Raw genomic sequence first — 23,059 nt, 5'->3', positions numbered from 1 at the left:
CAACAGCGGATAATGTCGCCATCCAGCCGGAACACTAAGGCAAAAGGAGGGTTTCTACACGATGCATGATTCATCGGAACAAGATTTGGAGCGCCAGCTTAGTGAGATGTTGACGGAAGGCGAGATGCAGGACAAGGACCGGGAAAAGGAGCAGCGTCGTCTCGTCTCCCCGAAATATGAAATCCGGATTCAAACCCAGCTTGATCCGATTGTGGAAGAAACGCTTAAATTCCGCAGCATGGCCAAGGAAGTGGACGGTCGGTATGACAAGTACATGAAGCAGGCGGGCCATAAGGATCAAGCGAAGCCGAAGGATGACAAAGACAATGTTTGATGGTTAGTGAAGTTATCGGTTTTATTCAGGAATGGGCAGCGAGCAACGGGCTGTCCATTTTTTATGCTTTTACAGACAAAAGCGATCAAGCTGGCAATGTACTTTCTATCAATGGGAGTGGTAAAATAAGGATGTTCATAGATTTTATCGTTATGGGAGTGAGGATATGCGAAAAGTTTGGAAAAAATGCGTTGCTGTCGCCGCAGGCGCAATGCTGCTCGCAGCAACCTGGCTCGGTCCCGGGGCGGCATCGGTATCCGCGAATACGCAGCTGGCACAGCAGCATACATACCGGATCATCGCGCTTGGCGATTCGCTGACCGTAGGGTATGAGCCCGGCATGCAGCCAGGCAGCAGACCTTACGGCTTCGTGGAGCGAGTGCATGAGCAGGCGCTCTACCATGGACGGACCGAGGTCGTCAACTTGGGCATCGGCGGATTGAAAACCGGCGGACTGAGAAACTACGTCCGGGCGATATCCGAAGGCCGCACTATTCGGGCGGAAGAGATTCAGCCTGGACTGGCCCAGATTGATCCACGCGCCCAGCAGATTGGCGCAGGGGCAGCCCAACTGAAGCCGGTATTGGTTCAAGCGGATCTGATCACCGTAACGATTGGCGGCAATGACCTGATCGAGCTTGTTCATACCGCCAGCGATCTTAGCGAGGCAGAGCTGACAGCGCGCCTGCAGGAGATGTTCCGGCTGTACAGAGAGAACGTAACCGCTGTGCTTACCCAGCTTCATGCCCTCAACCCGGATGCGCTTATCGTACTGGCCGACCAGTATAATCCGGTTCCGAAAATTGCCGGCGAAGCGACCTATGTTCAGCTTGTTGAAGCTACGCGGGAGTTCACCCGCATGATTGACGAGATGGCTGCGGAATTCGGCGAGCGGGGCGTTAAGATCAAGGTGGCGCATGTGGCACAGGAGTTCGTCGGCTCCGAGCTGACGATGACCCATATTCTGAAAGAGGACATTCATCCGAACCAGTACGGGTATGAAACGATTGCCAAGGCATTCGCCCGAACGATATGGGGAAGCTACAAGCTGTCACCGGTCCCGGAATCCGGGCAGCCGATGCGGATTGTGGTCAAAGGCGAGGACTTGATCACACCGTACCAGCCGATTATGCGGAGCAATCGAAATTATGTGGCTATCCAGGATATCGTGAACGCGATTGGAGCCGCGACGAAGTGGGACAACAAAACCTCCAGCGCGACCATCACGTACGGAGATCAGACGGTTGTGGTCAAGATCGGCGCTAACACGATCAAGGTGAACGGTGCGGACGTTCCGATTGAAGCCCCGGCGTTCCTGCACAAGGTAGGTAAAGAAGACAAAACCTATGTTCCGCTAGCGGCGATTGCAACAGGGCTAGGCCTTGACGTTCAATATGTCGCCAAACTGCGGACCGCCTTTATTAATCTGTAATTCACTTCAGTAAGTAATGGATTGTCATGTTCCGCCCCGTATGAAAAAAAGCGGCCCCGCACCGACAGAATCTCTGTCTGTGCGAGCGGCCGCTCTTGTTATCTAAACTGCGTTGCTCCCTTCGGAAGCTGTCGGACGCGCTCCAGATAGTCCGTCACCCGCTGATCCTCTTCGAGTGGATACGTATAGCCGAGACGGGCTGCCACATCCTTGGCTGTTAGACGGAATAGACGTCCGCTTGCGAATAGTGCATTCCACACCGCTTCGTATGATCCCCCGGCATAGGTATCCATAAGCAGCTGCCACCTGTCTTCCGGCAAATGGTTCTTTATATATTTGCTGCATTTGCCGACACTGAGCGAGAAGTCGGTCCGGGTGCCGACCTCCCATTCCAGCATTTTCATGAGCATCGCCCGGACATAGTTGTTGAGATGCTCCTGGGCGTACAAGATTTCCTGTCTCCACAGCCCTTTGGCCACATAGGTGGATACCCACCAAAACTCATTGCAGCAATCGGCATAGTAGGCCGCCGAGGGGCGCTTGACCCAATAATCCACATCTGTCGGTGGGGAGATAACAGGAAAGGTGCCGTCCTTGTCGAGCAGAACCTTGAGCAGCTTGTCTTCCTGGCAATAGGCTTCTTTCTCTTCAATCGGAATCAGGGTCATGTCAATCCGGTTGCCATCTGTAAACAGCATCAGATACGAGAACCGGTTTCCAAGCTCGGGAGGAAACATAGCCATATCCTCAGGAGTCTGCATGATCACCCGCTCGCCGAACACATCGACCCAGCCGGGATCCTTCAGAAAGCTGTCCATCTCGGTGACATGGTAGCTGATATCGTAATCCTGAAAAATATCCCTCGGCACGTTCGGGTTCGTCCGCGAGCCTTCGAGTGTCACCGCACGCACCCGTTCATCCCGTCTTGCAACCTCCAGCACCAGTTCCATCATCTGTTCTTCACTTCTCATCATGGCGAAATCCCTCCATTATTGGTTTGGACGTAAGCGGCATGAAGCGAATAGGTGCCAGGAGGGGCCCGTATGCGAGCAGGCTGCAGGCCTCCCGTAACCGGACGGGACCGGAGAAATCCCTGGCAATGGCATGCTCGAATTGCGGTCGATCCTCCGGATGGACATAGAGCATGGGAGGGCAGCCAGGCCGAGAGGCACGAGCGTTATAATTTATCGAGCAGCTTTTTCATTCAACGGCATCTCCTTTCGTTCAGAAATCCCTCAGAAACTTGCTTTAAGTGAACTTGTGATGGTCGTTATGGAATCGTTCATGTTATTCATTCTTCATGGCCTTAAAGGATTCCTCCGCGGCCTTAATGGTTGTCTCAATATCCGCTTCGGTATGGGCGGTCGTTAAGAACCAGGCTTCATACTTGGACGGCGCGAGATTGATGCCGCGATCCAGCATATGGCGGAAGAAGGCAGCGAACGCTTCCCCATCGGTATCCTGCGCTTCGTCATAATTCGTAACCGGATGATCGCAGAAATGAGTGGAGAAGGAGCCGCGGATGCGGTTGATGGTCAGCGGGACATCCCAGCGTTCGGCTGATGCTTGCAGCCCTTCGGTCAGCTTGATCGTCAGCCGCTCCATCTCTTCGTATACGCCTTCGCCCTGCAGAACTTCAAGGCAGGCGATCCCCGCTGCGATGGAAGCGGGATTGCCTGCCATCGTGCCGGCCTGATATGCAGGGCCGAGCGGGGCGACCTGCTCCATAATATGCTTGCGGCCGCCGTAGGCTCCGATTGGAAGACCGCCGCCGATAATTTTGCCAAGCGCGGTCAAGTCCGGTTGAATAGCCTCGTGGTTCTCAAGGCCGGGATACGTCTGGGCAGAGCCATAGTGGAAGCGGAAGGCGCTGATCACCTCGTCATAGATGACGAGGGAGCCGTTGTCATGCGCCATTTGGCACAGGCCCTCCAGGAATCCCGGCTTCGGCATCACCATGCCGAAGTTGCCCACGATCGGCTCGACCATCACGGCGGCAACGTCATCGCCCCAGCGCTCCAGGGCAGCGCGCAGACCGTCCAGGTCATTAAACGGCACGGTAATGACCTCCTGGGCGATGCTGCCCGGAATGCCGGCGCTGTCCGGAATGCCAAGCGTGGACGGGCCGGAGCCGGCGGCAACGAGCACGAGATCGGAGTGGCCGTGGTAGCAGCCGGCGAACTTGACGATTTTATTCCGCTTAGTATAAGCGCGAGCGACGCGGATCGTCGTCATGACCGCTTCGGTGCCGGAATTGACGAAGCGGACCTTGTCCATAGACGGAATAGCGGCTTTCAGCATTTTGGCCAGTGTAATCTCAAGCTCGGTCGGGGTTCCATACAGCGTGCCGTTCTGGGCGGCCGTGCTGATGGCCTTGGCAATATGCGGATGGGCATGACCGGTAATAATCGGTCCGTATGCCGCGAGATAATCGATGTAACGGTTTCCGTCTTCATCCCAGAAATAGGCGCCGCTCGCCCGTTTCATGAATACGGGAGCGCCGCCTCCTACTGCCTTGAACGAGCGGGAGGGACTGTTGACCCCGCCGACGATATGCTGAAGGGCTTCCTGATACAAAGCTTCTGAACGTGGTCTGGATTTTGTCATAAATTTTAAACATCCTTTCTTCAATGAAGCAGGACAGGCTGCTTGAACGCGGCCTGTCCTGACTGTTGTATGGAATCAAGTTAGTTATCTGCTCCGGCGGATAGCGAAGCTGAATTGGATTTGGAATCCGGACTGTCTCCAGAGGAGTCTTGACCATCGTCTGTTGAAGAGTCCCCCTCGGCCGGTTCTTCTTCAGCCTGCGGATTCATCACTTCCTGGATGTACGCTTTCAGGTTATCCTCGTTCGGAACGGTCAATACGGCCGCGCCGCCAATCGTTTCCTCTCGCAGCAGCTTCATCGGAGGAACCTGTTCGCTGCCGCTCATATTGCTCTTGTATGCGACGTTGGCAAGCTTCCACATGTCCTCAACATCCATGTTGGTATCGATGTATGGGCTGACCGATTTCAGAATATCAGGCAGCTTCATGATGGAAGTGGTGGTTTGCATTTTCTTGGCTACCGCCTTGATCAGCTCGCGCTGCCGCTCGGTCCGGGTGTAGTCACCCATCTTGTCATAGCGGAAGCGAACGTACTGGAGCGCTGCATCGCCATCGAGATGCTGCATGCCTTCCTTCAGGTCGATGTCATATTCGTTCTTGTCGGCAATACTGGAATAGGACATGTCCTTCTCCACATAGAAGTCGACGCCGCCAACGGAGTCAACCAGCTTGATGAAGCCCTGGAAGTCCGTATACACATAATACTGGATCGGAATGCCTAGCAGATCGCTGACCGCTTTCATCGCCGTATTCGGGCCGTGGGTAATGGCGGTGTTGATCCGATTTTTTCCATGTCCTGGTATATCGGTGTATGTATCGCGCAGAATAGAGAACAGATACATGTTCTTGTTGACAGGATCAATGGAGGCAACCATCATGCTGTCCGAGCGAGGAATCTCGCCTTCCTCAAAGCCGCGAGCGTCAACGCCCATCATCAGAATGTTGACAGGCTCGGTGCCCTCCCATTCCGGCGGGCCGGGAACTTTCGCATCCACCTTTTCAAGATCCTTGAAAGGGGAAGCTTCGCCTTCCTTTTGGAGACTTTGCAATCCATCGTAAAAGGAGACTCCGTAATAAGTGCCATACCCGAGGATTGCTGCAAAAAAGATGCACACGCTCCATATTAAGGTTTTCTTCGTTTTTTTAGTCATTGGGTTCTTTCCTTTCGGATAACGCTGATGAATAATTTCGATAGAAGATTTGAACATTCGACATTCACTCTATTATAATTTTTTTTGGCAATACAATCAATTTTGCGGGCATAAACGCCCGTGTAGCAGGGAGTTGAAGCTATCCATGGAACCATCATCACCCATTACGACCGGCAGCACGGTTCCGGATTTCACCCTACCGTCCTCAGGCGGAAACCATGTTTCCTTGAGCGATTTTCGCGGACGGAAGGTCGTGCTGTTTTTTTATCCGAAAGATATGACCCCGACATGTACGCAGGAGGCTTGCGACTTCCGCGATCATTATTCGGCATTGAAGGAAGCCGGTGCCGTCGTGCTTGGAATCAGTCCCGATCCGCTCACGTCCCATGCCAAATTCATCGACAAGCATAGTTTACCCTATACACTGCTTGCTGATGAGGAGCACAAGGTAAGCGAAATGTTTGGCGTCTGGCAGCAGAAATCGATGTTTGGCCGCCAGTACATGGGCATCGTCCGATCCACCTTCCTGATTGACGAAGAGGGTGTGCTCGTTCGGGAATGGCGCAAAGTTAAGGTGAAGGGTCATGTGCAGTCCGTATTGGATGCCGTGATGTCATAGCTATATGATGATAAGGTCCGTCCGCATGCCTGCATGCAGGGCGGGCCTTTTGTCTATGCCTTTGTTTATGCCTTTGGCTGTGCCTTCCCTAGCGGCAATCGTGTGCCGGGTTCGCTGGCAGCTGACCCGGATATTTTCGTAAAACATCATCAGCGCCTAGTCTTTTTTTAGAAGCATCTCCATATAATCTACCAGAAAGCCGAACTCATAGAAACGGTGGAGGTAGAGTTTTGTGATGAGAAGAGCGGGTCATGCGTGCGCAGCGCTTATCTTTTTTAGCATGTTGGCGTTATTGTTGATGGCAGGGACGGAAGGATGGAGAGGGGTGATGGCTGGGATGAACGCAGAATCTGAATCGACAATGTCCGGCGAAGCGCCGGTATTGGAGGGGCGGGTGACAAGAGCGCCCGATCAGGATGTACAGGTGTCCAGTTCATCAGCTCTCACCTCACCGGCTTTATCATATAAGCAGCTTGTGAAGAAAACGGCGTCCGTCGAGGCCGCAGCAGCGGTACCGGAGTCTGAGGCCGGGACGGAACAATCTGGCAGGACGGTGTACCTGACTTTTGATGACGGACCGTCCGACCTGACGGATGAGGTGCTGGCGATATTGAGGGAGCATGAGGTGCCCGCTACCTTCTTCGTGTTGGGACAGTATGCGGAGCAGCGTCCAGAGGTGATAAACCGCATTTATGATGAAGGCCACGCGATTGGAAATCATACGTATGATCACCGTTATGACAAGTTATACGGGAACTTCCAGGATTTCTGGAAGCAGATCAAGCAGACGGAGGAAATCATTCGGCTCATTACGGGCGAAAGGCCGCAGCTTGTCCGTGCGCCGGGCGGAACGGCTGGTCATTTCGACGAAATGTATTTCCGCTTGCTTCACCAGGCGGGCTATCGGGTGTTCGATTGGAATGTGGACAGCGGCGATTCCAGGCGAAGAGGGGTGCCGGCAAGTGAAATTGTCCAAGGGGCAACGACGCCCGTAGCCGGCAATGAAGCGATCGTGCTGCTGCACGACGGGATCGGACATGAAGAGACGGTTCAGGCTCTGCCGCACATTATTGCGTATTACAAGCAGCACGGCTATCGCTTCAAGGCGCTTGAACCGGAGACCGCCCCGGTACAGTTCAGGGTCAGTGGCAAACTGCCGGATCGTCCTGCGCCATCGCAGCAGTGGATTAAGGATCATATTGCGGGCAATGCCGCGTTGTTCGCACCGGGCAAAACGCTGGCGATTGAATTCGGCGGGATGGAAACCGCGTTCGAACCGGGGGAATACGATAATGTAAACGGCAGCCTGTATGTTCCGCTGCGGGCGCTGGTGGAGCGGCTCGGAGGGGAAGTGGCCTGGAATCAGCATAGCAAAACGGTACAGGTGCGCCTCGGAGGCGCAGCGTGGCAGGCAGACCCGCTAAACGGCCTGTTGAGCAAACCGGGCGAGCCGCCGGTCCCCTCGGGCGTTCATCTTCGGGGAGGTGCAGTGTGGGTGCCGCTGCGGGACGCGCTGGCCTTCTCGAGCCATCCGGTAAGGTCGCTGACCGCGTCGGATACGGAGCTGCGCGTGATCGCGTTTGGAGCATCCATTTTTTAGCATAAGTTTTTAGTCGAAAATTGTAATTTGTGTTTGTAATTATACGGAACAAGTTATAGACTGTACTTAGAGATAAATATCACAATCCCAAAGAATGTGTGTTCCGTAAAGGAGGGGGAGACTTCCCCCTGCTTTATTTTGGCGCGAGTGAGATCACCTGTGCATCCCTTCGGCAAGGGATGAATAATAGATACCGGTTAACCGAAAATTATAGCTAACCGGTTCGATCGTCGCCAAGTTCATCTTGGGAACCTACTTAGAGAAAAGGAGGCAATTCTTTATGACTGAAACATCTTCCCCGCAACCGTCCGAAACGCCGGAGAACCTTGCCGGAAATCAGGGAGCGTCGGCGGGCCGTCTTGACGTGCTTGAACAATTGCTGAAGCCGGAGGTTCAGGAGTCGCTGACCGTCCTTGTGGATAACCTTCCTAAGCTGACTGAAATGCTGACATTCATGACGAAAGCTTATGATTTTGGCAAATCCGTTGCGACTGACCCTGTGCTTGCAGAAGACACGATGGCTTCCCTGACCGGGTTTACCAAACCTGTAACCGACAAAGTGAAAAATGTTGCATCCGCAGCCATTGAAGCAGGTGACCGCATTCATGAGCAAGGCGACCAAGGTCAGATCGGCCTGTTCGGTTTGATGAAGATGCTGAAGGACCCGCAGGTTCAAAAGGCGCTTCGTTTCACGCAAGCATTCATGGATGTATTGAACGAACGTGAGAAGCAAGGCAAACGTTAATTCCACTAACCACTAGAAGAACGGAGGATGGTCATGTCTAAACATATTTTAATTTTGGGCGGTGGCTATGGCGGCCTGCTGAGCGCACTTTCTGCGCGCGAGCATTTTGGCGTCGATGGCGCAAAAATCACCCTGGTCAACCGTTTCCCGACCCATCAGATTATTACAGAGCTTCATCGTCTGGCTGCAGGCAATATCGCCGAGAAGGCGGTTGCTCTTCCATTGGATAAGCTGCTGCGCAACGCCAATGTGGATCTTCGCATCGGCAATGTGAAGGAGATCAAACCTGACGAGCGTTCGGTATCTCTGGATGATGGCGGTAAATTTACTTACGATGTGCTGGTTGTTGCCCTGGGCAGTGAGACAGCATTTTTCGGCATTCCTGGACTTCAGGAGAACAGCTTCATCCTGAAATCCGTGAGCGACGCCAACCGTCTTCGCGAGCATGTGGAAAGCCGCATTGCGGAATACAGCAAAACGAAAAACAAAAAGGACGCTACGATCGTTGTCGGCGGCGGCGGCCTGACTGGCGTCGAGCTTGTCGGCGAGTATGCGGACATGAAAACCGAGCTTGCTCGCAAGTACGGCATTGATCCGGAAGAGATCACGCTGTACTGTGTGGAAGCAGCACCTTCGATTCTGCCGGGCTTCCCTGCGGAGCTGGTTGACCGTGCAACGACAAGCCTGCAAAAACGCGGCGTTAACTTCCTGACCGGTCTTCCGATCACGAAGATGGAAGGTTCGACAGTAGAACTGAAAGACGGCAGCACCATCGAGACAAGCACGCTCGTATGGACGGGCGGCGTACAAGGCAACTCCGTTGTTGCCAACTGCGGCATCGAAGTGAACCGCGGACGCGCCGTGGTTAACGAATTCCTGCAATCGACTTCCCATCCTGACGTCTATGTTGCTGGTGACAGCGCAGTCGTTATGGGTCCTGAAGGACGTCCATACCCGCCAACAGCTCAGCTGGCTTGGCAGATGGGCGAGCTGATCGGCTACAACATGTTCGCCTACCTGAACGGCGGTGCGCAAGCCGAGTTCACGCCGGTATTCTCCGGTACGCTTGGAAGTCTGGGCCGCAAGGACGCGATCGGTACGATCGGCGCCAACAAAACCCAGCTGAAGGGTCTGCCTGCAACCTTGATGAAGGAAGCGAGCAACTGGCGCTACCTGTCCCACATCAACGGTCTGTTCACTCTGGCATACTAAGACCGGCGTCAGCCGCTTGATATGCAGGGGACAGAGGCTGTCCACACGCAGTTGTTTCACAGCACAGGGACAGCCTGCCCTTGACTTTATAAACACGGATCTGGTTGGAGTTATCCGGCCGGGTCCGTTTTTTTATTTTGCAAGCCCATTTCTCGGCGTTATTGTCGCTTACGATTGGATTTAGGGCGGACAGTATGACGGCATTCAAATCTGCGGAACCAATGAATTTACAAATCGAATGAACTTGCGGAACGACCTTCCCAGCGGAAACAAACACCCGCTCGACCGCCGGAATCTCATAATGGCTTCGGATCCCTTTTGCTTTTCTGCTCTTCTTCCCTGTTACCATTCCTATTCCTGCTTCTGTTTCTGTTTCTGATCTGATCCTTATCTTTATCCTGATCCTGCGCCTCTTTCACGTTCCCTTCTGCTTTCATTCCCTCTTTTCTCTTCTTGAAGGTCTAACTCTCTCAATTCTTGGAAAACCTATTCATAGATTTAATATTATGACGGATCTTGTGACGTTATTCGAGGTATGGAGGGGATGTTATTGTTAGGCTCGTCCGTTTATTCAGAAGAACCGAATGTGCCGGATTGGGCGCCTGAACTGCTGAACCGGGTTATTCAGCGGGTGGGAGGTGTCGTGGTTGGCCATCGGGAGCAAATATCGCTCGTGTTCATATCGATGCTGGCTGGCGGACATGTGCTGCTGGAGGATGTGCCCGGTGTCGGAAAGACGATGATGGTAAAGACGATTGCGGCTTGTCTGGGCTGTGATTTCAACAGAATTCAGTTTACCTATGACCTGATGCCGGGGGACATTACCGGAACTTCGGTCTACTATCCGCATACAGGGGAGTTTGTGTTTCGGCCGGGCCCTGTGATGTCCAACATCGTGCTGGCCGATGAAATTAACCGGGCGATGCCAAGGGCCCAATCAGCGCTGCTCGAGGCGATGGAGGAGGGACATGTGACAGTGGATGGCAACACGCATCCGCTGCCGGCGCCTTTCTTCATTATGGCGACACAGAACCCGTATGAGTTCGAGGGAACGAGCCCGCTGCCCGAAGCGCAGGTCGACCGGTTCATAATGCGCTTATCCCTTGGGTATCCGGGGATTGAGGAGGAGATGGTGCTGCTGGAGAGGGGGCTCGACGGCGCTCGCTTAAGCCAGCAGGTGAAGCCGATGCTCACGGGAACGGAGATGGTATCGATGCAGCAGGCGGTGCGGCGCGTTTATGTGGATGAGAGCATTAAGCGTTATATGGCTACGGTAGCTGATGCGTCGAGAAGCCAGGAGGATGTGGCGCTGGGCATAAGCCCGAGAGGGACGCTGGCATGGATGAGAGCTTCCCAGGCGGCAGCCTTTCTGGACGGACGCATGTATGTTATACCGGACGATTGCTTGCGGACGGCTGTGCCGGTGCTGGCTCACCGGATTCAACTGCATCGCGGCGTGAGGTCCGTGGCCGGGGCTCAAGGCCAAATGATAGCGTCGCTGCTGACCCAATTTGAACTGCCGCGACAGCGCAGCCGCCGGGGTGGTCGAGCATGAACTGGCTTGGCAAGGGCGGACTGGAGCTTCTGCGTGCCGTTGGTCTATGGGGTCTTTCGCTAGGGGCTTATCTATGGCTTGGGGGAGCTTCCCTGAGGATGATATGGTACATCAGTACCATTATGCTGGCCTATGGCGTATTGCTTCGGCTGTTCGGCATTTCCCGAATCCAGGTCCGCCGCATGTTCACTCCCTCTGTTGTACAGGCCGGGGATCGGGCTGAACTGCAGGTGGAGTTGAGCTGGAGAAGCTGGCTTCCGATTCCGTGGATGATCGTGGTGCATCGGGTGGGGGAGCAGAGAGCAACGAAGGTGCTGTTTCCCGGCTGGCGGCAAAAAGCAAGCTTTACCTGCATTCTGACAGATATTCCGCGCGGGGAATGGACCGATATCGACAGTGAAATCCTATGGGGGGACCTGTTCGGTTGGTATAGGGTCCGGCGCCGTCTGCCGGGTCAGTCGGCATTGACGGTTCACCCCCGGCCTATGCGTGTGACGATACCGGATTATGCAGGTCATGGCGGTGATGTGCGCCTGGAGGCCGAGATGGCCGCATCTGTGAGGAGAGCCGAATATCCAGGGGGCGGGGTTCGGAATTATATGCCCGGTGATCCGCTGAACCGCATCCATTGGAAAAATTCCGCACGCTCCGGAAAATTGCAAACGATGCTTCCGAGCAGCGGGTGGAGTTCGAATACAAACATTTGGCTATACAGCGGCAGCGACGGTTATCCCGCTCTTACAGCTTCCGAGCAGCAGGCGGCATATGAATTGGCGGTTTCGGCCGCGGCGGGTCTGGCCGAGTACCTGGAGTCCATTGGCATCATGTATACGTTAAGCACTGCTGCTACCCAGGGTACGAAGGGTCCAGCCTATCCAATCGCTCCTATGAACTTAGGCAGCAAGAGTTTAAGGGATGTGCCGGACGGCCACACGCGGCCAAGCATGCAGACAAGTCATACACAGACGAGCCACACACGGACGAGCCATACGCAGACAAGCCATACACAGACAACCTATCATGCACAGACGATCCCTGCGCGGATAGATGGAGAGATGAGCCAGATGCGGGCAAGCCGCTCGCAGGAACCCCCCCTTGAACCAAGCCGCGTGCAGACCGGGAAGCAGCGCTATGCTCATGCACTGAAGATGCTGGCCGGCGCCCGACTCTATGAACCTGCGGCGGCAACGGGTGCAGCAGGGAAGAAGGGGGAGACGGAGCTGGGATATGACGCTCAGTCTGCGGCTGGTCATCTCGATGCAAACCAATATGACGTTAGCCAGCATGGCGCCGGAGGAGCTGCTGCACACGAGTCAGACGCATCCCGATATGCTGCTGGACGATCTGCTGTAAACCAGTCAAACGCAGCTTCATATAACGCTGGAGGAACTGCTGTAAACCACTCGGACGCAGCTCAATATACCGCTGGGCGGTCAGCTGCTAACCAGGCTGATGCTGGCCTATTTGCCGCTGGAGAGGTTCATGCGGGTTCGGTTTACAAGTCGGCTTATGCAGGACCGGGGCATGACCGTTCCTCGTGGATCATTGTTACCGGTACGGTCAGCAGATCGCTGGCGCAGATGGCGCACGCCATCCAGTCAGCCGGACGAAGCGTTACGATCTGTTGCACAGGCTGCATGGAATCTGGCGCTTCTGCAGCGGAGCCGCACCGTGACGAAGGGAGTGAGGAATGGATCCAGCGGTTCCTTGCGCTCGGCGGCAGGCTGTTCGTGCTGAACGTTGCGGAGGGACGATTCGAGCGGGCCGCTGCGGTTCGCCTGGGTCCCGACTATGGAGGTGATCAGGATGCAGACAAGCGGCAAAAGTTTGCCTATTGATCAGGCGGCTCCTGTCGGCAGTGTTATGCCTGGGGGAATGGTGTTGCCCAAGGAGCCTGAAGCTTCAAGGAATTCTTCGTGGTCCTACGATTCTGCTGCAGGAAATGAGCCGCCTCACAGCAGCCTATTCTTGCGCATGTCCCCGGGGCCGCTGATCTATCGTATATTGATTACGCTGCCTGTAGCAGGGCTGCTCTCCCAGTGGCTGCTGCCGCTGCTGGAACTGGGCGGTGACAGCGGACGGGTCGTTGACACGCTTGCCTTATGGGCGGCGGTGCTGATCATCCAAGGGGTGTTCACGGTAAGCGGATGTGTCTGGCTGCCGCTCAACCTTGTGATCCTTATCCTGTTGTGTGGCCAGTTGTCCGGGAGCGGGCCGGCTTTAGACTGGGTAGTATCCTATGCTGCTGATATCGTGCCAACGGATGTCGGGCAATTCAGGCAAACGCTTCGGTTTACGGAGCTGAGCAGGGAGAGCAGGACGCTGATCCTGCTTACAGGCTGGGCCATTCTCGTATCGGCAGTCCAGATGATGGCGGTGTATCGCCGGACGATATGGTTGTTTTCGGTCTCGACGCTGGTGTATTTGCTGCTGCTGGAGCTGTTTGTCATTGAGAGCGCTTATCGCTATATCGCCTATACGCTAGGGCTTATGCTGCTGGCGCAGGGAATGATGCAGCTGCTCCGACTAAGACAGGGGCAGGAGGCAGAGCTGCGCGAGCAACGGAGCGAGGGTTCGCAACAGGGGCAGGAGCAGAGGTTCTGGCTGGATCCCGCTCGCCCTGTGGTGCGTGCTGGGGGCGGCCGCGCCATCCGGCATCAGCCGGGGCGAGTCCCGCTGCTGCGCTGGTGTACGGTTGTGCCGGTGGCCGTTGCCATTATGCTGGGCGCGGGTCATTTAGCCGGAGGCATCGCGGAGCCCGCTGCCGGGACCGGAGTGACTCCGCAGCAAATGGCAATGACGGTCGCGGATTGGGCTGCCAGCCTGCGCCATGAGATCGAGCTGGTGCCAACCGTAACCATGACTGGCTATGATGCTTCCGATGCGGAATTGGGCGGGCCGCTTGAAATGAACGATGCGCTGCTGTTCACGGCGTCCACACCGGTGCCGACGTATTGGCGCGGTGATGTGTACAGCCGATATGACGGGCGGAAGTGGCTGCCGCACCGGCCTGCTTTGTCCTCGGTGAAGACCGGCGTTGATCTGAGATCGGTCCTGCCGGATTGGGGGGGAGCGGGCCGGGAGACTGTCGTTCAGGGGATTACGTTTGCCAAGGCGGAAACGGGTCTAAGCACGCTGCTGTCCGGCGGCAGCATCGTGGAGGTAACCGAGCTGGAAACTGTCCGGCGCGAGGTGGAGAGGCTGTCCGTGGACCGTATGGCACAGACGATAGCTATCCAGGGCGGAGCGGCGATCCCGATCAGCGGCTATACGGTCAAGGCCGAGCTGAACCGCCCGAAGGAGCAGGAGCTGCGCCGGTCAGCAGGGGGAGACCCTGCGGCGATTCAAGACTTGTATTTGCAGCTGCCTGCGCATATTCCGGAGCGGGTCAGGGAGCTTGCTGCAGAAATAACGTCAGAAGCCGAGGGACGGTATGAGAGGGTCTCAGCGGTCGAAGCCTATCTGGAGCGGAACTACGCCTATTCGCTGGACACCAGTGTGCCTCCGGCGGGCAGTGATTTTGTCGATGATTTCCTGTTTGAATCGAGGAAGGGGTACTGCTCTCATTTTGCTACGGCGATGACGGTGCTGCTCCGAAGCGAGGGCATTCCTGCGCGGTATGTGACAGGTTTTGCCCCGGGAGAGCCGGTTCAGGGAAAGAGCGGATTCTATCAGATTGCATATAAGGATGCCCATGCTTGGGTGGAGGTTTATTTTCCCGAGCATGGCTGGGTAGCGTTCGATCCTACGCCTGGCTTTGAACCGGGACAGGTGCCTGTCACAGAGGCGGAACAGCCTGTTGTGGAGACAACTCCTGATATGATGGAGAGCCTGATCGGCTTCGCGCGGAAGACGGCTCTGGCTGTGCAGTTGTGGTTAACCGGGGTGCGTCCCTTGCTGCTCGCGGTTGTTCTGCTGCTGGTCATTCCGGCGGCCGCTGCCGCAGTTATGCTGCTGCCGAAGCTCAGATTGGCGCTGGCGTTTGCGCGGCTTGCCCGGCATATGGCTGTCACCGGACGGGATGGCTTGCTGTCTGCCGCCCAGCTGGTGCTGGACAGGCTGCAGAAGTCCTTCGGCCCGCTTGGAAAGGGACAGACCATGCGTCAATATATGGATGCCTTGCCGATTGCTGACGATGAGCTGAAAGCGGAGATCGCGCTGTTTGCATCCCGCTGGGAGCGGGCGGCCTATGTGGATTTGCGGTGGTCGCGCACGGAAAAGACAGCCTTTTTGCGGCAATGTATCCGGATTGTCAAAAAACTGGTATGAAAACGTCGGGGCCTCTTTCTTGACGGTATGAATTCAGGTTGCGTATAATTAATTTCATTAATCAAGGGAGGCCCGGTAATGAACAAGCCTAATGAAATCATCGTAGTTATGGACTTCGGTGGACAGTACAACCAACTTATAGCACGACGCATTCGTGATCTGGGCGTATATAGCGAACTGCTGCCATATAATACGCCTGTCGAGAAGATTAAGGCGATGTCGCCTCGCGGAATCGTATTCTCTGGCGGACCATCCAGCGTATATTCGGAGAATGCTCCGCATGTCGATCCTGCGATCTATGATCTGGGCGTGCCGATCTTCGGCATTTGCTATGGTATGCAGCTGATGGCCCAGCAGCTGGACGGCAAGGTAGAGCGCGCGTCCAAGCGCGAGTACGGCAAGGCCGAGCTGGAGTTCAAGCCGGATACAACGCTGATCAAAGGGCTGGAGCTGAAGCAGACAGTATGGATGAGCCACGGCGACCATGTCGTCACGCTGCCAACAGGGTTCAAGCTGGATGCCGGTACGGAATCTGCTCCAATCGCGGCGATGAGCAATGAAGAGAAGAAGATGTACGCGGTGCAATTCCATCCGGAAGTACGCCATTCCGTTCAAGGTAACGAGATGATCAAGAACTTCCTGTATGAAGTGTGTCAATGCGAAGGCAACTGGAGCATGGAAACCTTCATCGAGGACCAGGTCCGCGAGATCCGTGAAGTGGTCGGGGAGCAAAAGGTGCTGTGTGCGCTTAGCGGCGGTGTCGATTCTTCCGTCGTGGCGATGCTGATTCATAAAGCGATTGGCGATCAGCTCACCTGTATGTTTATCGACCACGGTTTGCTCCGCAAAGGCGAGGCGGAGAGCGTCATGGACACTTTTGTCGGCAAGTTCGACATGAAGGTCGTTAAGATCGATGCGCGCGATCGTTTTATGTCCAAGCTTAAGGGCGTGGAGGATCCGGAGAAAAAACGGAAAATCATCGGCAACGAGTTCATTTATGTGTTTGACGAGGAATCCAGCAAGTTCGATGATTTTGCTTTCCTTGCACAAGGCACGCTGTACACCGACATTGTGGAGAGCGGCACGGACACGGCACATACGATCAAGTCGCATCATAATGTCGGCGGACTGCCGGAGGACATGAAGTTTAAGCTGATCGAGCCGCTGAAGGCTCTCTTTAAGGATGAGGTTCGCAAGGTCGGTGCCGAACTGGGCTTGCCGGACGAAATCGTACACCGTCAGCCATTCCCGGGTCCGGGTCTGGCGATTCGGGTGCTGGGCGAGGTTACCGAGGAGAAGCTGCAAATTGTGCGCGACTCCGATTACATCCTGCGTGAAGAGATTGCAAAGGCTGGCCTTGACCGTGAGATCTGGCAGTACTTCACCGCCCTGCCGAACATGAAGAGTGTTGGTGTTATGGGGGATGCCCGTACCTATTCCTACACCGTCGGCATCCGCGCCGTAACCTCCATCGACGGCATGACCGCCGACTGGGCGCGTATTCCGTGGGACGTGCTGGAGAAGATTTCGGTGCGTATCGTCAACGAAGTGGAGAACGTCAACCGGATCGTGTATGACGTGACGTCCAAGCCACCAGCAACGATTGAGTGGGAATAAGACCACGAAAAACGAAGGTTTGAACGTTTGATCTGAATCCGATGTAGTGCGGCAGCGAGTCCTTCGCTGCCGCACTTTTTGCGTTGGCTGCTTATATTCCTCAGGAGGCTGGAAATACTGGAAGTAATAGCTTTTGTAAAAATCACGAACGTTAAAATGTAAAAATAGATTTAATATTCGTTTTTTTCATTGACAACCTGAACGGACATGCCTACAATATGATTTGTGAAACTGATGGAACATGATGGCGGGAACGCCTGACAATAGGAATAGCAATTCGTATAATTCCGGGAATTGGCCCGGAAGTTTCTACGAGGTCACCGTAAATGATCTGGCTACGAAGAGGGATGAGGATAGAGGGTTGTGCTTTGGAGAAGAGCAATCTTGTTCAGGCGACCTGTACCTTTTCCGTGCTTACAGCGAGGACCCGGGGAATTAGGATATACCCGGGTTGTTTGTCGTTCACATCGTGTTCATTCGTACATACTTTTAAGGGGGATATCTCTACAATGGAACGTTTCTTTAAGTTAAAGGAACACGGGACCAATGTCAGAACCGAGATGATTGCAGGCTTGACGACTTTCATGACGATGGCCTACATCCTCTTGGTCAACAACCTGTTCCTCGGCCCTGATGGCGCAGGAATTCCGGCAGAAGGCGTATTCTTCGCCACCGCTGTCGGCGCAGGTCTGGTGACGATTGTGATGGGTCTGTTTGTTAACATTCCGGTCGCGCTGGCTCCTGGTATGGGTCTGAACGCATACTTCATGACGGTGGTTCTAAGCTCGAACGGGGCGATTACGTGGCAGGCTGCACTTGGTGCGGTATTTCTATCCGGTATCGTATTCCTGATTCTGACCGTTACGAAGATTCGTCAGATCTTGTTAACAGCCGTGCCGGACAACCTGAAAATTGCAATTACGGTCGGTATTGGTCTGTTCATTACGATCATCGGTTTGAAGCTCGGTAATCTGGTGACGGTCTCGATCAATCCGGGGACAGATGTGAGCCAGCCTGTTGCGGGCGGAGCTTTCAATCTGGGGATGGGCAATTTTATCGATCATAAGGATACGCTGCTGGCCCTGATCGGTCTGCTCTTGATTGCGGTCATGATGGTGCTGAAGCTGAAAGGCGCTTTGCTGATCGGTATCGTACTGACTACGCTGATCGGGATTCCGATGGGCGTTACGGATCTGTCCAGCCTGAACGGTGCAAGCTGGTTCCCTTCTTTTGAGAACCTGGCTGTAGGTCAGATGGATCTGAAGGGTGCCATTGGCATTGGACTTCTTGAAGTGATCTTTATCTTTACGTTTGTAGAGCTGTTTGATACATTTGGCACGCTCGTCGGAACGGCGGGACGCGCAGGGCTGCTGAAGAACAAGGAAGAAGGCGAGAAGAAGCTTGGAAAAGCGATGCTCGTTGATGCAGGCGGCGTCAGCGCCGGTGCATTCCTTGGTACAAGTACGATCACAGCTTATGTTGAAAGTACTGCGGGCGTCGCTGAAGGCGGACGCACAGGTCTGACGGCAGTAACGACCGGTATACTGTTCATTCTGGCGCTGTTCCTGGCTCCGATCGCGCTGGTGGTTCCATCGGCGGCGACTGCTCCGGCGCTGGTCGTTGTGGGCGTGCTGATGATGAATCAGGTTCGCAAAATCGATTGGGACGATTTCTTCCAGGCGTTCCCGGCATTCCTGACAATCGTGCTGATGCCGTTCACCGGCGGCATTGCGAACGGGATCTCGGCAGGGATTATCTCCTTTGTCATTCTGGCGGCAATCGGTAAGGCGACTGGACGCATCAATGCGAAGGTGCATTGGCTGATGTGGATATTATTCGTAATTATCCTCATACGGTATGCCTTCATGGGCGCAGAGTAACATACACAAAACTCGCGTTTGCGCCCTCCGAGTATGGAGTTATTAAGGGTTTATTATTAAGGGTTCACAAAGCAAAGCCCGCTGCAATTGCTGTTCGCCGAATAGGGCGGCACAGACTGCAGCGGGCTTTTCTATTTCCCGTGTGAGCGGGAGCGTGCAGATCTTTCTTATTGGCGTACTTCTTATTATAGAAGAAACGGGTTATGAACGAGGGTGTGGTAACTACATTCAGGGTCGAGGGCCAGGCTGGGTGTGATGAATATTGCATTTGAAGCCGCGCAGATTTGGTAGAGTAGACGTGAGGGAGGATTGCTGACGGATTTAGCGGAAGCATGTCGAAATATGACGCAAGCGTAGTGGGTGGCGAACGAGAGGGAACGAGAGGCAAACGAACGGTGCAAGGGACGCCATCGTAAAGCCGTCAAGGAGCGTTGCGTTAACCGTGGTATGAACCGGTAGAGACAGCCAGATGAGCATGGACTGGCACAAGTGCAATCATACCCACTTTAATGTGATTAATTTCACAATCAAAGAGATGTCGGCAATCATTAACAAATTCACGCATAAGTACAGGGGGATTGGCGTATGGCGAGATATTTTAACGGCAAAGAGGTTGAATTGTTGGCTCCTGCTGGCACCTATGACATTTTTACCGAGGTGATTGATGCCAATTGTGATGCGGTGTATTTTGGCGGACCGTCCTTGAATATGCGCATGATGCGAAAAGGCTACAATCTCACTTATGAGGAGGTCGCGAGGGCGGTTCAGATGGCGCATGATCGGGGAAAGCGGGCTTACATCACCGTTAACAATCTACTGAACGAGGAGGATCTGGACGAGGCGAAACGGTATTTTGCCTTTCTGAACGAGGTTCAGCCCGATGCGATCATCGCACAGGACATGGCCGTGTTTCCGCTGATTCAGCAGTTGAATGATGCCAAGATCCCGGTGCATTCCTCGGTCATGATGAACGTTCACAATCTGGATATGATCAAGGCGGTTCGGGATATGGGCGTCAGCCGGATCGTGGCTTCGCGGGAGATGGATCTGAAAACATGCGAGGTGCTGCAGGCGAAGAGCGGGATGGAATTTGAATATTTTATCCATGGTGATATGTGTACGGTTCATGGGGCCAACTGTTATTACAGCGCGCTGCTGTTCGGAAACAGCTCGAGCCGCGGACGCTGCATGAAGCCATGCCGCTGGGACTATCGGGTGAAGAAGGATGGAGAGGTCTATCCGACGGAATACCCTCTGGCCGCTAAAGATATGTATATGTACGAGCATATTCCCGAGCTGATTCAGGCGGGCATCACCTCTTTCAAAATCGAAGGGCGCATGCGCGACAAAGATTTTCTGCTGATGCTGGTGAACAGCTATGGGGATGCGATTGATCGTTATATCGCCGATCCGCTTGGGTTCGACCGCCGCAAGGATGCGGAGCTGCTGCACCAGAACCGGAAGCGGGATTTCTCAACGGCCTATGCGTTTGGCAATCCGGGGCTTGATTTCGTCAATCGCCGTTATGAAGGAACCGGGAAGTTCTACAGCACAGGCAAGGTGTTCAGCACGCCGACAGCGGAACGGGAGATCAAGGCCGACAGAGTGGAGGAAGTGAAGGAAGCGCTGCGACAGGTCAAGCGGGATTCTGGCGTGGCCGGAATATCTCCAGCCCTTACGGTTCATGTGAACAATGTGCAGCAGGCGCGTGCCGCTATGGAGGAAGGGGCGAAGGTGGTGTATCTGGCGGGGGATGTGTTCCAGCCGGATCAGCCTTTTGGCAGAGAAGAGATTGAGGAGCTTGCGGCCATCAAAGGTGATGCGGAACTGGTGCTCGGCATGCCTCGCATGATGAATGAGCTGCAGCTGGACCGATATCAGCATTTTCTCGAGATGGGGAAGGTATCCGGCTTCTACGGCATCGATGGTCTGCTGGTATCGAATCTGGGCGCGTTTCGGCGGCTGCGGTATTTGGGACTGCCGATGATCGCCGACTTTAATCTGAATATCTACAATTATATGGCGGCTTCGTTATATCAAAAGCAATTTGGTGCTGTTCGGATGACGCCGTCGCTGGAGCTGCCGCTGCAGGATTATGCCAAGCTGATTCAACACGCTCCGCTGCCGGTCGAGGCGATTGTTCATGGCTCCCCGATTGTGATGTATTTGGACCTGGACCTGTATGCCAACGCAGAGTATATGGAGCCGATCGGTCAGGAAGACAACAGATATGTCGACAACAAGCACCTCGTTCTGATGACCGACAAGGGCGAAAACCCGGTATACCGTGATCAGGACGGGCGCAATCATCTGGCGTTGTCGAAGGAGCTGTGCGGCATGCCGTTCTTGAAGGAACTGTATGAAGCAGGTGTGCGTCATTTCCGAATTGAGGGCAAGTCGTATACAACAGATCAGCTGAGGGAATTGGTGCGGACGTACCGTGAGGCACTGGAGCAGCTGGAGCTGTGTGGTGACAAGTTTGCGGTGATGAAGCCGGTGTATGCCGGATATACGCTGGGGGCGCTTCAGTTCGGGTAAGCCCGGCGCCAGCAGACGGAATGATGAAATGGTAGGGATCCGGGTGATTGTTGGATGGTTGAAGAGATGGATCAACATAGAGAAAAAAAGGAGATGAAAGCCATGCTTGATCCTACAGGAGCCATGATGGGACCAGAGGCGATTGTGGAGCGGCGGAAGAAGTATGGGCTGCCTTGCACCGCCCATTTCTACAGCAATCCTCCGCATATTGTTCGGGGCAGCATGCAGTATTTGTACGATCAGGAGGGACGCAGGTATGTTGATTTTTTCACCGGGGTATCGGTTGTGGCCTGCGGTCACTGCAATGAGGCGATTACGGAGCGAACGGTCGAACAGCTGCGGAGGCTGCAGCATACGTCTACGATTTATTTGACCCAGCCAATGGTTGAGCTTGCCGAACGGCTTGCGGATGTTCTGCCCGGGGCAGTGCGTCGGACATTCTTCTGCAACAGCGGATCGGAGGCGAATGAAGGGGCGCTCCTGGCGGCAAGGCTGCATACCGGACGGCGAAATTTCCTGGCGTTGGAGTACGGCCTGCATGGGCGCACGTTTCTGACGATGAACGTAACCGGCATTCCGATGTGGCGTGCTGACGACTGGTTTGATTCTGATACGGCGACCTTTATCCCCCGCCCGTGGTGCGACGGGCTCGAGCCGAATGCGGCTGCCCGGCGCTCGCTTGAAGCGCTGGCCGCTGTGCTGGCGGACAAGGGGGAGACATTCGCCGCGATGATCGTGGAGCCGATTCAGGGCAATGGGGGCATCATCACGCCGCCTGACTGGTATTACCGGGAGCTGAAGAAGATGCTCGAGGAGCATGGCATTCTGCTCATTGCCGATGAAATCCAGACCGGGATGGGGCGCACTGGGCGGATGTTTGCGATGGAGCATTATGAGGTGACGCCCGATATCATATCGATGGCAAAGGCGCTTGGCAATGGGGTGCCGATAGGCGCTTTTTCGATGACGGATGAGATTGCGGCCAGTTATAACCGGCCTTCGGCTTCGACGTTTGGAGGCAATCCGGTGTCCTCTGCTACGGCCCTGGCTGTACTGGACTATATTGAGCGGCATGGGCTGGTGGATCAGGCGATGGTGTTGGGGGAACGGCTAATGAACGGACTGTGCATTGTGCAGAAGAAATACCCAGACATCGTGGCTGAGGTGCGGGGCAAAGGGCTGATGGTTGGCGCTGAGCTGAAGGGATGCGGCGAACGAACAGACGCGGAGATGACGGATACCGTGTTGGAACGGATGAAGGACCGCGGCTATATTATCGGCAAAAATGGCGTGAAGCGGAATGTGCTTGCTTTTCAACCAGCGATGATCATTTCTGCGGACGATATTGATGGCATGCTGGGAGCGCTTGATGGTGTACTGGCTGACGTATCGGCTGAATCTTACCAGTCCCTGTAATGTGGGATAGGGGCTGTATTTTTTATGAGCTGTTTTTGTTTTTGGCGATTCAGAAGGTTTCGTGAGCGCTAGAGAGGTTCGGAC

General features: G+C 54.7%; 16 protein-coding genes and 1 riboswitch. Of the genes, 13 read left to right on the top strand and 3 right to left on the bottom strand.

Features of this window, described 5'->3' with window-relative positions:
* The first annotated feature begins 61 nt into the window (after positions 1-61).
* Both MKX64_RS06590 and MKX64_RS06585 read left to right on the top strand, forming a co-directional pair.
* Entirely contained in the window at positions 62-334 is a 273-nt protein-coding gene (locus MKX64_RS06590) for a hypothetical protein (protein ID WP_095266029.1), read from the top strand.
* A 166-nt stretch (positions 335-500) separates the two neighbouring features.
* The gene (locus tag MKX64_RS06585) at positions 501-1,766 is read left to right on the top strand and encodes a stalk domain-containing protein (protein WP_155618777.1); all 1,266 of its coding nucleotides are present in this window, start codon (positions 501-503) and stop codon (positions 1,764-1,766) included.
* Between the two features lie 98 nt (positions 1,767-1,864).
* Here the strand turns inward: MKX64_RS06585 and MKX64_RS06580 are convergent, their stop codons facing one another.
* From MKX64_RS06580 to MKX64_RS06570, 3 genes are all read right to left on the bottom strand, one after another.
* Positions 1,865-2,737 carry an aminoglycoside 6-adenylyltransferase gene (locus MKX64_RS06580; RefSeq protein WP_341036266.1) on the bottom strand — a complete coding sequence of 291 codons (873 nt, stop codon included), beginning with the start codon at positions 2,735-2,737 and terminating at the stop codon, positions 1,865-1,867.
* A 316-nt stretch (positions 2,738-3,053) separates the two neighbouring features.
* Positions 3,054-4,373, bottom strand: coding sequence for a glutamate-1-semialdehyde 2,1-aminomutase (locus MKX64_RS06575; protein WP_095266032.1), 1,320 nt, complete (start codon positions 4,371-4,373; stop codon positions 3,054-3,056).
* An 80-nt stretch (positions 4,374-4,453) separates the two neighbouring features.
* Positions 4,454-5,524 (bottom strand): LCP family protein, encoded by a 1,071-nt coding sequence (locus tag MKX64_RS06570; RefSeq protein ID WP_155618775.1) that lies wholly within the window; start codon positions 5,522-5,524, stop codon positions 4,454-4,456.
* Positions 5,525-5,669: 145 nt separating this feature from the next.
* On the opposite strand from MKX64_RS06570, the gene bcp reads away from it, so the two are divergent.
* The 11 genes from bcp (at position 5,670) to MKX64_RS06515 (ending at position 22,975) form a co-directional block, all read left to right on the top strand.
* On the top strand, positions 5,670-6,143 hold the full coding sequence (gene bcp, locus MKX64_RS06565) for a thioredoxin-dependent thiol peroxidase (protein ID WP_095398587.1): 474 nt from the start codon (positions 5,670-5,672) through the stop codon (positions 6,141-6,143).
* A 337-nt stretch (positions 6,144-6,480) separates the two neighbouring features.
* On the top strand, positions 6,481-7,743 hold the full coding sequence (locus tag MKX64_RS06560) for a polysaccharide deacetylase (protein WP_341035562.1): 1,263 nt from the start codon (positions 6,481-6,483) through the stop codon (positions 7,741-7,743).
* Between the two features lie 280 nt (positions 7,744-8,023).
* Positions 8,024-8,488, top strand: a complete 465-nt coding sequence (locus MKX64_RS06555) for a DUF1641 domain-containing protein (protein ID WP_095266034.1) — start codon at positions 8,024-8,026, stop codon at positions 8,486-8,488.
* Between the two features lie 33 nt (positions 8,489-8,521).
* A complete protein-coding gene (locus MKX64_RS06550; protein ID WP_095266058.1) occupies positions 8,522-9,700 on the top strand; it encodes an NAD(P)/FAD-dependent oxidoreductase in 1,179 nt (392 codons plus the stop codon).
* 544 nt (positions 9,701-10,244) lie between these two features.
* Positions 10,245-11,255: an AAA family ATPase gene (locus tag MKX64_RS06545; protein ID WP_341035560.1), complete on the top strand. Its 1,011-nt coding sequence runs from the start codon at positions 10,245-10,247 to the stop codon at positions 11,253-11,255.
* A complete protein-coding gene (locus MKX64_RS06540; protein WP_341035558.1) occupies positions 11,252-13,093 on the top strand; it encodes a DUF58 domain-containing protein in 1,842 nt (613 codons plus the stop codon). Before MKX64_RS06545 ends, MKX64_RS06540 begins: the two co-directional genes overlap by 4 nt.
* A complete protein-coding gene (locus MKX64_RS06535; protein WP_341035557.1) occupies positions 13,062-15,524 on the top strand; it encodes a transglutaminase-like domain-containing protein in 2,463 nt (820 codons plus the stop codon). Before MKX64_RS06540 ends, MKX64_RS06535 begins: the two co-directional genes overlap by 32 nt.
* A gap of 78 nt (positions 15,525-15,602) precedes the next feature.
* Positions 15,603-17,141 (top strand): glutamine-hydrolyzing GMP synthase, encoded by a 1,539-nt coding sequence (gene guaA, locus MKX64_RS06530; RefSeq protein ID WP_095266037.1) that lies wholly within the window; start codon positions 15,603-15,605, stop codon positions 17,139-17,141.
* 257 nt (positions 17,142-17,398) lie between these two features.
* Positions 17,399-17,499, top strand: a riboswitch (purine riboswitch).
* Positions 17,500-17,650: 151 nt separating this feature from the next.
* Positions 17,651-19,021 (top strand): NCS2 family permease, encoded by a 1,371-nt coding sequence (locus MKX64_RS06525; RefSeq protein WP_155618769.1) that lies wholly within the window; start codon positions 17,651-17,653, stop codon positions 19,019-19,021.
* Between the two features lie 585 nt (positions 19,022-19,606).
* The gene (locus MKX64_RS06520; protein ID WP_341035555.1) at positions 19,607-21,559 is read left to right on the top strand and encodes a peptidase U32 family protein; all 1,953 of its coding nucleotides are present in this window, start codon (positions 19,607-19,609) and stop codon (positions 21,557-21,559) included.
* 102 nt (positions 21,560-21,661) lie between these two features.
* Positions 21,662-22,975, top strand: coding sequence for an aspartate aminotransferase family protein (locus MKX64_RS06515; protein WP_341035554.1), 1,314 nt, complete (start codon positions 21,662-21,664; stop codon positions 22,973-22,975).
* The last annotated feature ends 84 nt before the right edge of the window (positions 22,976-23,059 follow it).

The sequence above is a fragment of the Paenibacillus sp. FSL M8-0334 genome (assembly GCF_038000405.1).
Classification (GTDB): domain Bacteria; phylum Bacillota; class Bacilli; order Paenibacillales; family Paenibacillaceae; genus Paenibacillus_AQ; species Paenibacillus_AQ campinasensis.
The sequence above is the reverse complement of the archived record's forward strand: the minus strand, read 5'-3'. Positions and strand labels throughout refer to the sequence as shown.

Coding starts and splice junctions, on each gene's coding strand:
- MKX64_RS06585 (WP_155618777.1), top strand. CDS start 501: ATGCGAAAAGTTTGGAAAAAATGCGTTGCTGTCGCCGCAGGCGCAATG.
- MKX64_RS06520 (WP_341035555.1), top strand. CDS start 19,607: ATGGCGAGATATTTTAACGGCAAAGAGGTTGAATTGTTGGCTCCTGCT.
- MKX64_RS06550 (WP_095266058.1), top strand. CDS start 8,522: ATGTCTAAACATATTTTAATTTTGGGCGGTGGCTATGGCGGCCTGCTG.
- MKX64_RS06575 (WP_095266032.1), bottom strand. CDS start 4,373: ATGACAAAATCCAGACCACGTTCAGAAGCTTTGTATCAGGAAGCCCTT.
- MKX64_RS06570 (WP_155618775.1), bottom strand. CDS start 5,524: ATGACTAAAAAAACGAAGAAAACCTTAATATGGAGCGTGTGCATCTTT.
- guaA (WP_095266037.1), top strand. CDS start 15,603: ATGAACAAGCCTAATGAAATCATCGTAGTTATGGACTTCGGTGGACAG.
- MKX64_RS06580 (WP_341036266.1), bottom strand. CDS start 2,737: ATGAGAAGTGAAGAACAGATGATGGAACTGGTGCTGGAGGTTGCAAGA.
- MKX64_RS06555 (WP_095266034.1), top strand. CDS start 8,024: ATGACTGAAACATCTTCCCCGCAACCGTCCGAAACGCCGGAGAACCTT.
- MKX64_RS06590 (WP_095266029.1), top strand. CDS start 62: ATGCATGATTCATCGGAACAAGATTTGGAGCGCCAGCTTAGTGAGATG.
- MKX64_RS06560 (WP_341035562.1), top strand. CDS start 6,481: ATGAACGCAGAATCTGAATCGACAATGTCCGGCGAAGCGCCGGTATTG.
- MKX64_RS06540 (WP_341035558.1), top strand. CDS start 11,252: ATGAACTGGCTTGGCAAGGGCGGACTGGAGCTTCTGCGTGCCGTTGGT.
- MKX64_RS06545 (WP_341035560.1), top strand. CDS start 10,245: ATGTTATTGTTAGGCTCGTCCGTTTATTCAGAAGAACCGAATGTGCCG.
- bcp (WP_095398587.1), top strand. CDS start 5,670: ATGGAACCATCATCACCCATTACGACCGGCAGCACGGTTCCGGATTTC.
- MKX64_RS06515 (WP_341035554.1), top strand. CDS start 21,662: ATGCTTGATCCTACAGGAGCCATGATGGGACCAGAGGCGATTGTGGAG.
- MKX64_RS06535 (WP_341035557.1), top strand. CDS start 13,062: ATGCAGACAAGCGGCAAAAGTTTGCCTATTGATCAGGCGGCTCCTGTC.
- MKX64_RS06525 (WP_155618769.1), top strand. CDS start 17,651: ATGGAACGTTTCTTTAAGTTAAAGGAACACGGGACCAATGTCAGAACC.